Annotated in this window: 13 protein-coding genes; 5 read left to right on the forward strand and 8 right to left on the reverse strand. The window is 66.0% G+C overall.

Going from position 1 to position 13,727, the window contains the following annotated elements; genetic code table 11:
• Positions 1 to 130: 130 nt before the first annotated feature.
• The 6 genes from VN11_RS14820 to VN11_RS14845 are packed head-to-tail and all read right to left on the reverse strand — an operon-like array spanning position 131 to position 3,675.
• Entirely contained in the window at positions 131 to 880 is a 750-nt protein-coding gene (locus VN11_RS14820; protein ID WP_080374939.1) for an Imm52 family immunity protein, read from the reverse strand.
• Between the two features lie 11 nt (positions 881 to 891).
• Positions 892 to 1,641 (reverse strand): Imm52 family immunity protein, encoded by a 750-nt coding sequence (locus tag VN11_RS21895; protein ID WP_080374940.1) that lies wholly within the window; start codon positions 1,639 to 1,641, stop codon positions 892 to 894.
• The gene (locus VN11_RS14830) at positions 1,641 to 2,438 is read right to left on the reverse strand and encodes a Tox-REase-5 domain-containing protein (RefSeq protein WP_053450303.1); all 798 of its coding nucleotides are present in this window, start codon (positions 2,436 to 2,438) and stop codon (positions 1,641 to 1,643) included. The genes VN11_RS21895 and VN11_RS14830 overlap by 1 nt, the downstream gene beginning before the upstream one ends.
• Before the next feature lie 8 nt (positions 2,439 to 2,446).
• Positions 2,447 to 2,782: a hypothetical protein gene (locus tag VN11_RS14835; RefSeq protein ID WP_053450304.1), complete on the reverse strand. Its 336-nt coding sequence runs from the start codon at positions 2,780 to 2,782 to the stop codon at positions 2,447 to 2,449.
• Complete coding sequence (locus VN11_RS14840; RefSeq protein ID WP_053450305.1) at positions 2,782 to 3,252, reverse strand: DUF4123 domain-containing protein; 471 nt, start codon at positions 3,250 to 3,252, stop codon at positions 2,782 to 2,784. Before VN11_RS14840 ends, VN11_RS14835 begins: the two co-directional genes overlap by 1 nt.
• Positions 3,253 to 3,675: a PAAR domain-containing protein gene (locus tag VN11_RS14845; protein ID WP_053450306.1), complete on the reverse strand. Its 423-nt coding sequence runs from the start codon at positions 3,673 to 3,675 to the stop codon at positions 3,253 to 3,255.
• 324 nt (positions 3,676 to 3,999) lie between these two features.
• Between VN11_RS14845 and VN11_RS14850 the strand changes: the two genes are divergently transcribed.
• From VN11_RS14850 to pgaD, 5 genes are all read left to right on the forward strand, one after another.
• Positions 4,000 to 5,205 carry a CynX/NimT family MFS transporter gene (locus VN11_RS14850; RefSeq protein WP_053450307.1) on the forward strand — a complete coding sequence of 402 codons (1,206 nt, stop codon included), beginning with the start codon at positions 4,000 to 4,002 and terminating at the stop codon, positions 5,203 to 5,205.
• A gap of 341 nt (positions 5,206 to 5,546) precedes the next feature.
• Positions 5,547 to 7,574: a poly-beta-1,6 N-acetyl-D-glucosamine export porin PgaA gene (gene pgaA, locus VN11_RS14855; protein ID WP_053450308.1), complete on the forward strand. Its 2,028-nt coding sequence runs from the start codon at positions 5,547 to 5,549 to the stop codon at positions 7,572 to 7,574.
• Position 7,575: 1 nt separating this feature from the next.
• Positions 7,576 to 9,462 (forward strand): poly-beta-1,6-N-acetyl-D-glucosamine N-deacetylase PgaB, encoded by a 1,887-nt coding sequence (pgaB, locus tag VN11_RS14860; protein ID WP_053450309.1) that lies wholly within the window; start codon positions 7,576 to 7,578, stop codon positions 9,460 to 9,462.
• A 1-nt stretch (position 9,463) separates the two neighbouring features.
• Positions 9,464 to 10,720, forward strand: coding sequence for a poly-beta-1,6-N-acetyl-D-glucosamine synthase (pgaC, locus tag VN11_RS14865; RefSeq protein WP_053450310.1), 1,257 nt, complete (start codon positions 9,464 to 9,466; stop codon positions 10,718 to 10,720).
• Positions 10,717 to 11,187: a poly-beta-1,6-N-acetyl-D-glucosamine biosynthesis protein PgaD gene (pgaD, locus tag VN11_RS14870; protein WP_049458286.1), complete on the forward strand. Its 471-nt coding sequence runs from the start codon at positions 10,717 to 10,719 to the stop codon at positions 11,185 to 11,187. Before pgaC ends, pgaD begins: the two co-directional genes overlap by 4 nt.
• 108 nt (positions 11,188 to 11,295) lie before the next feature.
• Here pgaD and VN11_RS14875 read toward each other — a convergent pair whose 3' ends face one another.
• On the reverse strand, positions 11,296 to 12,567 hold the full coding sequence (locus VN11_RS14875; RefSeq protein WP_053450311.1) for a glutamate-5-semialdehyde dehydrogenase: 1,272 nt from the start codon (positions 12,565 to 12,567) through the stop codon (positions 11,296 to 11,298).
• A complete protein-coding gene (gene proB, locus VN11_RS14880) occupies positions 12,564 to 13,721 on the reverse strand; it encodes a glutamate 5-kinase (protein WP_053450312.1) in 1,158 nt (385 codons plus the stop codon). The genes VN11_RS14875 and proB overlap by 4 nt, the downstream gene beginning before the upstream one ends.
• Positions 13,722 to 13,727: the final 6 nt, after the last annotated feature.

Below are 13,727 nucleotides of genomic sequence, written 5' to 3' on the forward strand. Positions count from 1 at the left end.
GCGCAAAGGCTTGGCAGTGTTAAGCCGCAGGCGCCGTTGTGCCGCGCGGCAGGATGGGGGTCGTGCGGATTACGTCACCCTGCGCGCGGCGGAGGCGCTTCGCGTGGGTGCGGGCCGGTCGTGGCTGTGCTCAGCCCTTGAAGTGAGGATCGGTCACCGGCAACAGGTTGTAGCTGGCCAGATCCCTTTCGAGCCGATGAACGCGCTCCACCTGCGCGTCGTCGGTGGGGTCAAACACATCCGGCACCGAGACGATCACCGTACCCAGGCCATCAACCGGATGGACGGCATGCGCGTCGCGGATCTGCGCGTGGGTGATCTGCGCGGGCACAAAGCCCATCCAACCGAAGAATTCCCGGTGTTGATACAGGCGGCGGTCTATCTGGTAGTGGATCAATTCGCTTTCCCTGGATCTTCCCTTGACATTGGTACATGCGAAATCAGGCTGGATGACTTTGACCGAATCGATCATCGCGCCAAGCATGATTGAGGAAATTTCATCCCCAAAGGGCTCCAGCCCCTCGATGCTTAGCGTGTGCACCCCAAGGCTGGGACGCAGGCTGAGCACAACTACTCCGGGCTTACGCCAGTCACGGTCATTGTCTACGTTGGCCAACGTCAGTGAAGCGCCAAACCCCTCAAAACCCCCAAATCGCCTACGCGTCTTCTCGATAGCCCGCTCCATGCTGTACAGCATTGCAGCAGAATCCTCCAAGGCAATACACGCTTCCTTTCTTCGCGAGGGCAACGCATACCAGCGTTTCATCAAAGGGTGCAGGCGGGCCAATCTTTCCGTCAGATCCAAGGCCTTGCTCAGCACTTCTTCGGGTGTACGGGAGACAGCCGATGTGCGTAGATTTGATTGAGCTACAAGGATCATAGGCGTGTTCTTCAACCCTTGAGGTTCGGATCTGTCACCGGCAACAGATCGTAGCTGGCCAGATCCATTTCAACGCGGTGCACCTTGTCCACCTGTGCGTCGTCGGTGGGATCGAACACGCCCGGCACCGAGACGATGACCGTACCCAGGCCATCAACTGGGTGGACGGCATGCGCGTCTCGTATCTGGGCGTGGGTGATCTGCGCGGGCACAAAGCCCATCCAGCCAAAGTACCGACGGTGTTGGTACAAGCGCCGATCAAGTTGGTACGTCACCAAAGCTTTCTCGTGCGTCATCGCTTTGACATCCGTACAGGCATAGCGCGGCTTGACTTCCTTCACCAAGCCGATCATTGCATTGAGCATTAAATTTGGCGCAGCCTCACCAAATGGTTCAATCCCAACAAGACGAAACTTATGGGAGCCAAGTGTGGGATCCAAGCCGAGCACGACAAGGCCTGGCGTGCGCCAATCACGATCATTGTCTACGTTGGCCAGCAACAGTGAAGCGCCCAGCTCATCGAAATCCCCAAATCTGTCTCGATCCTTCTCGATATTCCGCTCCATCCTGGCGAGGATCGCACCAGTATTCTCAAACGGTATTGACTTTTCCTTTGCGTTCGATGGCAGCGCATACCACCGTGCCATTAACGGGTGAAGCGGCGCGAGACGTTGCGTCGCCTGTACCGCCAAACTGAGCAACTGGTCAGGTGTTCGAGAAACAGGATCCGTTCGCATGTTTGTTTGAGCACTGACAATCATCAAATATCTCCACGGAATGGTATGTGCCTGCAAAGCATTGGATCGACGTATTCCGTTTCAATGGCTGCCGCCATCGTTCGATGCTGCATGAAGCACCACAGTAGCTTTGCCTGCCGACCAGCAACACCGATAGCGCCGCGCTGCCTGTTCATCTGCACCCCCCAAGGCCTGAACACTCCATGCTCCACAAACTCATACCTGGGAAGTCCTGCTTCATTCAAAAAATGGTCATACCTCCCCTTCGCCTCCACCACCGTGCAGTCCTTCAACCAGAACCCATCAAACTCACAGGCGTTGAAGTGCCACTCCTGCACGGTACGGGAGAAGCCCTTCCGGTGCAGATAGTCAAACAACGTATCCACTGAGAAGAACGTCCGCGCCGGATCGGCCTTGTCTGCCACCATGAAACCGAACCGCAGCGGTGCCGAGCGCAGGTTGGCGATGTACAGCTGGTACTCGTAATTGATCAGATTGCGCCGGGTGACATAGCGCCCAGTTCGGGGTGGACCAATGAACCCCTCCTTCAGCAGGCACTCGTTGCACGCGGTCTCGTCGGGCATCTGCGAGCAGTCCACCTCCCGCGCCTTGGCCGTCGGCTCAGCGCGCGCATCCGGCTTGGCTTTACCGCGCACCCGCTGCTGGATATCGCCCACCACATCGCGAATGCCATCGGCCACGTCACCGGTGGTCGGCCCGCCATAGGGTTCCACTGGATTGCCGTCTTCATCCACGCCGCCATTACCGGCTCCCATGCCGGGCCCAAGCCAGGGCCGCGGGCCGATGATTCTGGTGCCCATTGTTGCTCCTAGTGACCTGCCAGATTCGACAGCAGATCCGCCGCTGCCAGATTCGGGTTCTCTGCGCTGCGCATCCACATGTCCGCTGCCGGGACGGCCCGCAAACCGCGCGCCCATGCCACGTCCGCCTTCACCCAGCGCACCAGCACCGGCAGATGGGTGATGCGCAGCACATAGGCTGCATGGTCATGGCTTCGCACCACCTCATCCATCAATGCGCCATCGCTCAGATGACCGACGCTGCCGGGGTATTCCTCGCGAATCTCCCGGCACAACAACGGGAAAAAAGTGGAAGGGTCAGGCAGGCGCAGCAGGGCCTCCTGTTCCTCGTTGATCTCAAACATCAACCGGTCTCCGCTGCATACAACGCGTCACGTTCCAGGGCGTAGTGCTGGCCCAGCATCTGGAAGCGCCACTGCCGCAGCGGGCCCATCAGCTGCCTGCGCTGCTGCAGCGTGAAGGCCCGCTGCAAGCGCAGGAACACGCGGCCATCCCAGTAGCGCAGCAGTGCCAGCGTGCCGTTGGGGCGGCGCAGGTCCAGGCAGGCCTCCAGGTGCTGGAACACGGCTTCAAAGCCGACCTCACTGCGCAGCCAGGCCACGACCGGCTTGTCCAGTTCCAGCGCCCGCAACCATCCATCCACCTGGGTGTGGGACTGCGCGGGCAACTGCAGCAGCCACGGGCCGACGGATGCGTGCGCAGCCTCGGGCTGGCGCGCCAACAGGGACCGGTGCGGCAGGTCCTGGGCGTACCAGGCCAGCGCCTTGGGCGTGTCGGCGTACGCCGCTGCGTCGACAATCACGTATCGATTCATTCAGCGCCCCAGGAACGGTGCGCCGGAGCGCGAAGCGGCCAGCAGGCATTCCTCACACACGGGCTCCTTGGCAGCCTGCAGCGCTACGGGCAACGGGCCCAGATCCGAGGCAGCAGCGGCGGGCCAGACACCGTCAGCCCCGCCACCTCCCCCGCCCATGTCCACATAGACGCGGAATTGCTTGCCGGCAATCAGCGAGCAGCCGCACGAGAGCCTGTCGCCATGGCGTGCGACGGGCTGGCCTTCAAACGTCAGCGTGATGTCGCCACTGACGATGGTGGCCACGCGCTGGTGCTTGGGGCAGGTGGCCTTGTCACCCACCCGCGCAACCGGCATGCCCTCGATGTCGGTAACCGGCGATCCGCAGATGACCCTGCCACCGCCCGTGGTTGCATCACCCACCACAATCAACGTCCTTGCCACCCTGCAATCCTTCGCCCATGGATGTGGCCCGAACCTAGCAACGCCCCACACCCTCTGCACTTCATTGCGGCGTCCATCACGGCGTGCATGCTGCGGCCAAACGCGCGCAATGGCCCGAAACGTAAGGGGTTGGCTGGCAGAGGGCGCATACCCATGGCGCACTGGCCGCCCTCACCCGGCTATGCAGAACGCGACAGATCGCGCCGACGGGACCTCACCCCGCCAGCCACGTACAATGGGCCTTCCCCCACCCACCGCGCCGGCACAGCCCCGGTGCGGCGCTGCACGCCAAGACACGGCATGCGACACCTGCAAGGACCACCGATGAGTTCCTCCCCTTCCGATTCGCCGTCGCTGCTGCACGGTCGCGTCCTCGCGTTCGCCGCGATCCTGCTGGCCGCGATCAACCTGCGCACCGCCGTCACCTCGATCACGCCGCTGCTGGACGTGCTCGGCCAGCAGTTCGGCTTCGGCACCACCATGACCGGCGTGCTGGGCATGCTGCCGACCGCCTCGTTCGCCCTGTTCGGCGTGGCCACGCCGGCCCTGGCGCGACGCCTGGGCCTGGAGCGCACCACGCTGCTGGCGATGGTGATGGCGATGGCCGGCCTGCTGCTGCGCTCCAGCGCCGGCAATGTCGGCACGCTGTTGTTCGGTTCGGTGCTGGCACTGGCCGGCATGGGCATCGGCAACGTGGTGGTGCCGCCGCTGGTGAAGCGTTACTTCGCCAACAAGGTCGGCACCATGAGCACGCTCTACATCAGCGTGCTGCAGCTGGGCACGATGCTGCCGGCGCTGCTGGCGGTGCCGGTGGCCAACGCCGCGGGCTGGCGGGTGTCGCTGGGCATGTGGGCCCTGCTGGCGCTGGCCGCCGCGCTGCCGTGGCTGGTGCTGGCCACGCGTGCGCCGAAGCCGCAGGCCGATGCCACTGATCCGACCGCGCAGCCGCATGGCAAGGTCTGGCGCACCTCGCTGGGCTGGAGCATGACGCTGATGTTCGGCATGACCTCGCTGATGACCTATTCGATGTTCACCTGGCTGCCGCGCATCGTGGTCGAGGCCGGTGGCACGCCCGCCTTCGGCGGCGTGATGGTGGCGGTGTTCTCGGCCCTGGGCCTGCTGCCCTCGCTGGTGATTCCGTCAATGGCGGTGCGCCTGCAGAACCCGTTCCCGCTGGTGCTGATCGGCTTCTTCTCGTTCGTGATCGCCTTCACCGGCCTGCTGCTGGCGCCGATGAAGGCACCGCTGCTGTGGGCCTGCCTGCTGGGCGTTGGCCCATCCACCTTCCCGCTGGCGCTGACCCTGATCAATCTGCGCACACGCACCCCCACCGGTTCGGCCGCGCTTTCCGGCTTCATGCAGGGCGTGGGCTACAGCTTCAGCTGCCTGGGGCCCTTCCTGGTCGGCTGGCTGCACACCGTCAGCGACGGCTGGACCCTCCCGTTCAGCTTCCTGTTCGGCTGCGCCACTCTGATGCTGTGCGCGTCCTGGGTGGCCTGCAAGCCGCGCAAACTGGAAGACCTCTGGTGATGCTGCGGGGCCGCGTGCCGGCCCCGTCCGTGGGCGCTCGGCCTTCACGCGCATTTTGACGCCGGACTGACAATTCCCGGCGGATAGTGCCCACGAATGCCCATCCTTGCCGCGTGCCGGCATCGGGCATGGGGGCGGCTCCGCCGCCCGGAACACCACTCGGTGTGCGGGGGACTTTCGTTTCAGACAAGACATTGCAGGTCGCTGTCCGGGTTGTACCCGTCCTTGCTGGGCGGCATGCACGAAGGGAGTGACGCGGGCCACGGCCACGCCAAAAGCTGGCATGTGATGTGCGTCACAGTTTTCATGGTTGTCTGGTTCGGAAGCCAAGGGGGTCCCCAATGGTTGTCCACCGCCGGCTGGCGCTCTGCGTCGGCCTTGCCTGCACCGCGCTGGCCTGGGCCAGCAGCGCTGCCCCGCCTGACCGCGAGGCGGCGCTGGCCGAGATCGGCCGCTACCGCGACCAGGCCCGCTGGCTGGATGCGCTGGGTGCGATCGAACGCGCCAGCCAGCAGCAGCCCAACGACGATCTGCTGTTCAAGCTGCGCGTACTGACCTTGGGCGACATCGGCAACGCCTGGCGGGCCTGGGAGCTCTACCAGCAGCGCCCGCAGCTGTTCGACGCTGCCCAGAAGCAGCGCCTGGAAGGGGACTACCTGGCCAAGCTGGTGGTCTGGAGCCTGGCCTACAGCAGCAGCGAAGACAGCCGCCTGGAAGAGGCCGAATCAACCCTGGCCCGCATGCAGCGCTATCTGGGGGGCGAAGGCACGCCGCCGGCGCAGGCGCCGCTGCGCATCCGCATGGACCGGCTGATCCTGCTCAACCGCCTGGGCCGACATGCGCAGGTGCGCGAGGAAGCACGCGCGCTGCAGGCCGAAGGCCACACCCTGCCCGACTACGTGCTGCCCGCCGTGGGTGATTCGCTGATGGGTACCCTGCACCCGCAGGAAGCCATTCCGGTGCTGCAGGCCGCAGTGGCCGGCGACCCGACCCGCGACGCCTCGCATTCGGAGCTGGCCTATGCCTACCTGGAAAGCGAACAGCAGGAAAAGGCCATCGACCTGCTGCAGGCCTGGCGCGACAAGGAGCCGGCGTGGCGCTGGAGCAATGGCAAATCACCGTACCCGAACTGGTCACGCTACGAGGCCGACCTGAACCTGGCGATGGTGCGCGCCTACAGTGGCGATCTGCGCACCGCACAGCACGACCTGGAATCGATGGTCGACATCGCACCCGGCAACGGTGGGCTGCAGAGTGCGCTGGGCAGCGTGTACATGATGCGCGGCTGGCCACGCCGGGCGCTGCAGCGGCAGCAGATGGCACATGCGCTGGACCCACGTGACATCGAAGCCCGCCTGGGCATGGAAGAAGCCTACGTCGCCCTGCAGCGTGATGACCTGGCACGGCCGCTGCACGACGATCTGATCGCGCGCTACCCCACCCAACCCGCGGTCGAGCGCATGGACCAGGCGTGGCGCGCGCATCGCGGCTGGCAGCTGAAGGCATGGACCGACATCGGCCGCAGCTCGGGCGGCGGCGGCACGTCGCCACTGGGCAACAACGATCGCCATTACGGCGTTGAAGTCGAATCGCCGATGCTGGATGACCGCTGGCGGTTGTTCGCCTTCGCCGACCGCCGCTCGATCGACTTCCAGGACCAGCGCATCGACCCGCTCTGGCTCGGGGCTGGCGTGCGCTACCGCTTCGGCCGGCTGGATGCGGAAGCCGCGGCGCTGCGCGCCAATGACCACATCGGCGACACCGGCCTGCGCGTAGGCGTCGGCTGGCAGTTCAATGATTACTGGCACGCCGGGCTGGTAGCCGCTCGCAATGATCCGGAAGCCTCGATGCAGGCCCGCGTGGCCGGTATCACTGCCGACAGCGTGAGCGCACAGGTGGACTACCGTCGAAGCGAGCTGACCCACTGGATGTTCGGCGCCAGCCGCTTCCGCTACGACGATGGCAACCATCGCGAACTGGTCAGTACCGGCCTCGAACAACGGCTGCTGACGCGTCCGCGCTGGCTGGTCGATGGCCTGGCAAGCGCGTACGCCAGTCGCGGCAGCCGCGACGACGCGCCTTATTTCAACCCGAAGCGCGACCGCATGGTGGAGATCGGCCTGCGTATCGACCAGCAGCTGTGGCGGCACTACGAGCGCCACTTCCGGCACCGCCTGACGGTCTCGCTGGGCGACTATTGGCAGGATGGCTTCGGCGGTGCGCTGGTGCCGTCGGTGTCCTACATGCACGAATGGCAGCTGGGGCCCGGACGCGTGTTCGAGTACGGCGTGCGCTGGTCGCGGCCGGTCTACGACGGCCATCGCGAGCGTCATATCGGCTTCGAAGCTGCACTGCGCTGGGGAGACTGACATGGCCCGCATCCTGCGACTGATCGTGCTGCTGTTGCTGGCCATTGCACCGCCAGCCTTCGCCCAGCAGGCCCTGCATCTTGATGCGATCGACAACGGCCTGCTGATCCTCAGCTACCACGACATCCGCGACCAGGTGGCCGCCAAGGGCGATGCCGATACCTATGCGGTGAGTACGCAGAACTTCGCCGCGCACCTGGACTGGCTGGGCGCGCACGGTTACCACCCGGTCTCGCTGTCGCAGGTGATCGAGGCCTCGCAGGGCCGCGCCCCGCTGCCACCCAAGCCGGTGCTGCTGACCTTCGACGACGGCCTGCGCAGTGTCTATGACAAGGCCTTCCCCCTGCTCCAGGCCTACCGCTATCCGGCGCTGGTGGCGGTGATCACCGACTACGTGGACATGGCGCCGGGGCGCACCATCGACTATGGCTACCGCCCGTTCGGGCGTGACGACTTCGTCACCTGGGCACAGCTGAAACAGATGCATGACAGTGGCCTGATCGAAGTGGCCAGCCACACCGATGACCTGCATCACGGCGTGCTCGCCAATCCGCAGGGCAACTCCACTCCAGCGGTGGTGACCCGCGTCTACAGCCCGGCCACCCACAGCTACGAAAGCGAAGCCCAGTATGAACAACGCCTGCGTGCCGACCTCTCGCGCAGCGTGCAGCGTATCGAGCAGCACCTGGGCGTACGCCCACGGGCCATTGTCTGGCCGTATGCCGCCTACAACCAGCTGAGCAACGACATCGCCGAGCAGCTGGGCATGCCGGTTTCATTCGATCTGGAAGGCCGCAGCACCCCGGTGGCCAGCGACCTGCACGGGCTGGCACGCTTCCTGGTCAGTGACAATCCGACCGTGGAGGGCCTGGCCTACGAACTGCGCCGTGACGTCGCGCTGGATGGCATCCGCGCGCTGCAGATCGACCTGGACGATGTATATGACCCCGATCCTGCACAGCAGGCGCGCAATCTCGATGCACTGATCGAGCGGGTCAAGCGCATCGCGCCGACCCACGTCTACCTGCAGGCGTTCGCCGACCCGGACGGCAACAACACCGCCGATGCGCTGTACTTCCCCAACCGCCACATGCCGATGCGCGCGGACCTGTTCAGCCGCGTCGCGTGGCAGCTGAAATCGCGCGCCGGGGTGAAGGTCTACGCGTGGCTGCCGGTGCTCGGCTTCGAGCTACCCGATCCGGTGCTGCGCAAGGCACTGGCCATCCGCAACGGCGATGCCGACGGCATGTACCGGTTGGATTTCACCAATCCAAAAGCGCGCCAGATCATGCTCGACATCTACGAGGACCTGGCGGTCAACTCGTACTTTGAAGGCCTGCTGTTCCACGACGATGGCTACCTGCGCGACACCGAACTGCCCGCACTGTCCTCCGGCGACGGCGGCAGCGCGCGCACCCATGCGCTGATCGACTTCACCCTGGCCCTGCGTGACAGCGCCCAGCGCTGGCGACCTAAGCTGGCAACGGTACGCAACCTGTATGCCGAGCCCGTACTGCGCCCGCAGAGCGAAGCCTGGTTCGCTCAACGCCTGGACCTGTTCAACAAGGCCTACGACCAGACTGCGCTGATGGCGATGCCGTGGATGGAAGGCAGCAAGCACCCGGAGCGCTGGCTGGACCAGCTGCTGGCCGCCGTACGCAGCCACGACCCCCAGCTGCAGCACACCCTGTTCGAGCTGCAGACCGTCGACTGGAACAGCGGCCAGCCGATTCCCGCCGAGCGCCTGCGCGCGCAGATCCGCCAGCTGCAGGCGCAGGGCGTGCACCACTTCGCCTGGTACCCGGACGACTTCATCGCCGACCAGCCCTCCACCCACGATGCCCGTGCGGCGATGTCCGCCGGCAACTTCCCGTACCCGGAGAAGTGACATGGACACGCATCCCATGCTGCTGATCCTGTTCCAGTTCGCCTTCTACTACCCGATGGTGATGGCGTTCTTCTGGATGTCCGGCGGGCTCTACTACTACTTCCGGCGCGAGCGCCACTCACGCCCGCGCAACGATCCACCCCTGATGGTCGACCCTCCGTTCGCGACCCTGCTGATCCCCTGCCACAACGAATCGGAGAACCTGGACGACACGCTCGGCGCGGCGCTTGCACAGCGTTATCCGGCCGACTATGAGGTGATCGCCATCGACGACGGCAGCAGCGACGACACCGGCATTCGCCTGGACGCTCTGGCGGCCCGGCACCCACGGCTGCGCGTGCTGCACCTGGACCGCAACCTGGGCAAGGCCAATGCGCTGCGCATGGGGGCGCTGGCGGCGCGCTCGGAGTACCTGGTGTGCATCGACGGCGACGCGATGCTGGAAGAGCACGCGTTGCACTGGATGGTCTGGCACCTTGCCAGTGGCAGCCGGGTCGGTGCAGTGACCGGCAATCCCCGCATCCGCAACCGTTCGACCCTGCTCGGTCGCCTGCAGGTGGCCGAATTCTCATCGATCATCGGCATGATCAAGCGCGCACAGCGCGTGTACGGGCGCATCTTCACCATCTCCGGGGTAATCGCCGGCTTCCGTCGTACCGCCCTGCACCAGGTCGGCTGGTGGTCGGATGACATGGTCACCGAGGACATCGACATCAGCTGGCGCCTGCAACACGCGCACTGGGACATCCGCTACGAGCCGAACGCGCTGTGCTTCATCCTGATGCCGGAAACATTGAAGGGCCTGTGGCGGCAGCGGCTGCGCTGGGCGCAGGGCGGCGTGGAAGTGATGCTGCGGCATGCGCGGTCGCTGCTGCACTGGAAGGAACGGCGCATGTGGGGGGTGCTGCTGGAGTATGTGCTGAGCGTGGTGTGGGCCTACACCATGCTGTTCATCGTGCTGCTGTGGGCATTGGGAAAGTTCATCGAGCTGCCCCCGCAGCTGCACATCGTCAGCCTGTTGCCGGAATGGCATGGCGTGATCCTGGCGCTGGTCTGCCTGTTGCAGTTCGCCAGCAGCCTGATCATCGACCGGCGCTACGAAACACAGATTGGACGCAACTATTTCTGGGTCATCTGGTACCCGATGGCATACTGGCTGATCAGCCTTTCCACCACCCTGGTGGCGCTGCCGAAGACGCTGCTGCGCCGTCGCCGCAAGCGCGCCACCTGGACCAGCCCTGACCGGGGAATCCGATGAACGCACAACGCCCATCCAACCGCTTCGACTCGCGGACGATCCGCAAGCCGCACCGCCAGCCGCGCTTCCAGCGCACGGCCTGGGGCTTCGTCACCCTGGCATTCTGGGGCTTCTACTTCTACCTGTGGGCGCCGCTGGTAACCCTGCTGTCGTGGCTGATTGGCGGCCAGCTGGCGTGGCAGCAGCTGTATGAGCGGCAGAACCAGCTCGATCCGTACGTGCTGGTGGCGTTGCCGCTGATGCTGCTGTGCGCCAGCGTGCTGCTGATCGGCTGGGCCGAGTACAACCGTGCACGCTTCCGCGGCCACGACCGGCGCCTGCCACGCCCGCTGGCCAGCCTCAACGAGGTGGCGGCGGATCTGGGCGCCAGCACCGGCCTGGCCGAACGCCTGATGGGATGCAAGGCCGCCACGCTGCACATGGATGAGCATGCACGGCCGGTCGGCATCCGCCGCGAGGTGGTGTAACCCCGCTGCCCATCAGGTGCCGGCCCTGGTCGGCGCTTGGGCCTGGTGGGTGCCAACGTGGGTCGGCACCGGGGTTTACCGCGAAGAGCATCCACGCATGGCGTGGATCTACTTGCGCGTCTGCCCTTCGCCGCGCACGACGAAACGTTCGACGGTGAGCGCTTCCAGGCCCATCGGACCATAGGCATGCAGTCGCGTGGTGGAAATGCCGATTTCGCTGCCCAGGCCGAGCTGGCCGCCGTCGGAAAAGCGCGAAGAGGCATTGACCATCACCACCGCCGAGCGCAGCGCATTGACGAAGCGCTCGGCGTTGCCGCTGTCCTCGGTGGCAATCACTTCGGTATGGTCGGAGGTGTAGCGGCGGATGTGGGCGATCGCCGCATCCAGATCGTCGACCACGCGTACCGCCAGCACCAGGTCGAGGAACTCGGCGGCGTAATCCTCATCGGTGGCGGGGCTGCTGCCCGGCAACTGCGGCTGGGCACGCTCGTCCGCACGCAGTTGCACACCGCGCTCGCCCAGCGCCCGTGCCACGCGCGGCAGGAATGCATCGGCCACGTCGCCGTGCACCAGCAGCGTCTCCAGTGAATTGCAGGCGGCCGGGCGGCTGCACTTGCCATCCACCAGCAGATCGATGGCCTTGTCCAGGTCGGCACTGGCGTCCACGAACAGATGGCACACGCCCTTGTAGTGCTTGATCACCGGCACCCGCGCATGCTCGGCAACGAAGCGGATCAGGCCTTCGCCGCCACGTGGAATGGCCAGGTCGATCAGCTCATGCAGCTGCAGCAGTTCCAGCATCGCTTCACGGCGCAGATCGGTCAGCACGGTCACCGCCGCCGCCGGTACGCCGTTGGCCTGCAAGGCACCGGCCAGCGCGTGGGCGATGGCGGTGTTGGAATGGATCGCCTCGGAACCGCCGCGCAGGATCACGCCATTGCCGGCCTTCAGGCACAGGGCGGCGGCTTCGGCGGTCACGTTCGGGCGTGCCTCGTAGATCATTGCGATCACGCCCAGCGGCACCCGCACCTTCTGCACGCGGATGCCGTTCGGGCGCACGTCGTCACGGGTCATCTGGCCGACCGGGTCCGGCAGCCCGGCCACTTCACGCACGGCTTCGGCCATCGCGAACAGGCGCGGCGGGTCCAATGCCAGGCGATCGAGCATGGCAGCGCCCACGCCCTTCTCGCGCGCAGCGGCAAGGTCGCGCGCATTGCCGGCCAGGATCAGCCCTGCATTCACTTCCAGCGCCTGGGCCATTGCCAGCAGCAGGGCGCGTCGCGCTTCACTGTCGAGGCCGGCGACCACCTGGGCCGCGTCACGGCAGGCACGCGCCTGCGCTTCGATTCCGCTCATCGGGGTGTCCTTCAATCCGGTCATGGCAGTACCAGGTCGTCACGATGGACAACGCTGCCGCCGTAGTTGTAGCCGAGCAGGGCCTGGATATCACGCGAATGACGGCCAGCGATGCGGCGCACGTCATCGGCTGCATACTGACTGACCCCACGCGCGATGCAGACCCTCCCCTGCGGTGCGTCCCAGCACACCTGCACCATGTCGCCACGGCGGAACGCGCCGTCCGCGCCGGTAATGCCACCGGGCAACAGCGAAGCGCCCTTCTCGCGCATCGCCTGTGCCGCACCAGCATCGATCATGATCGCGCCCTCGGCCAGCGGCGCATGCCTCAACCAGTGCTTGCGGGCCGCCTCGCGGCTGCGCGCGGCGTGGATGCGGGTGCCATGCAGGCGATCCTGCGCCAGTGCGCGCACCACGTCACCGCTGCGGCCATTGAACAGGTAGGTCTCGATGCCGAGGCGGCCGGCCTTGGCCGCCGCCTCCAGCTTGGTGCGCATGCCACCGGTGCCGGCACCCGAACCGGCGCCACCGGCCATGGCCAGCACGGCCTCATCCAGTTCGGGCACGTCGTGCAGCGGCCGTGCGTCGGCGGCCGTGCGCGGGTCGGCGCTGTACAGGCCATCGATGTCGGTGGCGATGAACAGTGCATCGGCATCGACCAGCGCGGCGACCGTGGCGGCCAGGTTGTCGTTGTCGCCGAGCTTGAGCTCGTCCACCGACACCGTGTCGTTCTCGTTGACCACCGGCAGCGCACCCAGCCGCAGCAGTTCGCTGAGCGTGGCGCGTGCATTGAGGTAGCGGCGGCGGTTGCGCAGGTCGTCGTGGGTCAGCAGCACCTGCGCCACCGGGCGTTCGAAGAAGCGCTGCCAGAGGCCGATCAGCTGGGCCTGGCCAAGCGCGGCCAGGGCCTGCCGGGCTGCCATCGCCGCACCGGGTTCATCGGCCCGCGGCAGGATCGCGCGCCCCGCCGCAACCGCGCCGGAAGACACGATCACCACCTCGCGCCCGGCCAGCACGTTGGCCGAGACGAACTGGGCCAGGCCCAGCGCGTGGCGTGGCGACAGGCCGCCGCCATCGGCGGCCAGCAGGCTGCTGCCGACCTTCAGCACCGCGCGCCGCCAGGGCGGCAACGCCTGTTCCGGGAACGGCGAGGCGACAGCGGCAGCGTGCAGGGTCATCGGTCA

It is taken from the genome of Stenotrophomonas maltophilia (assembly GCF_001274595.1).
Lineage (GTDB): Bacteria > Pseudomonadota > Gammaproteobacteria > Xanthomonadales > Xanthomonadaceae > Stenotrophomonas > Stenotrophomonas forensis.

What these genes read in the sequence shown, in the direction of transcription:
- VN11_RS14850 (WP_053450307.1), top strand. Translation starts at nt 4,000, where the DNA reads ATGAGTTCCTCCCCTTCCGATTCGCCGTCGCTGCTGCACGGTCGCGTC.
- VN11_RS14875 (WP_053450311.1), bottom strand. Translation starts at nt 12,567, where the DNA reads ATGACCGGATTGAAGGACACCCCGATGAGCGGAATCGAAGCGCAGGCG.
- VN11_RS14820 (WP_080374939.1), bottom strand. Translation starts at nt 880, where the DNA reads ATGATCCTTGTAGCTCAATCAAATCTACGCACATCGGCTGTCTCCCGT.
- VN11_RS14835 (WP_053450304.1), bottom strand. Translation starts at nt 2,782, where the DNA reads ATGTTTGAGATCAACGAGGAACAGGAGGCCCTGCTGCGCCTGCCTGAC.
- proB (WP_053450312.1), bottom strand. Translation starts at nt 13,721, where the DNA reads ATGACCCTGCACGCTGCCGCTGTCGCCTCGCCGTTCCCGGAACAGGCG.
- VN11_RS14830 (WP_053450303.1), bottom strand. Translation starts at nt 2,438, where the DNA reads ATGGGCACCAGAATCATCGGCCCGCGGCCCTGGCTTGGGCCCGGCATG.
- pgaA (WP_053450308.1), top strand. Translation starts at nt 5,547, where the DNA reads ATGGTTGTCCACCGCCGGCTGGCGCTCTGCGTCGGCCTTGCCTGCACC.
- pgaB (WP_053450309.1), top strand. Translation starts at nt 7,576, where the DNA reads ATGGCCCGCATCCTGCGACTGATCGTGCTGCTGTTGCTGGCCATTGCA.
- VN11_RS14840 (WP_053450305.1), bottom strand. Translation starts at nt 3,252, where the DNA reads ATGAATCGATACGTGATTGTCGACGCAGCGGCGTACGCCGACACGCCC.
- pgaD (WP_049458286.1), top strand. Translation starts at nt 10,717, where the DNA reads ATGAACGCACAACGCCCATCCAACCGCTTCGACTCGCGGACGATCCGC.
- pgaC (WP_053450310.1), top strand. Translation starts at nt 9,464, where the DNA reads ATGGACACGCATCCCATGCTGCTGATCCTGTTCCAGTTCGCCTTCTAC.
- VN11_RS21895 (WP_080374940.1), bottom strand. Translation starts at nt 1,641, where the DNA reads ATGATTGTCAGTGCTCAAACAAACATGCGAACGGATCCTGTTTCTCGA.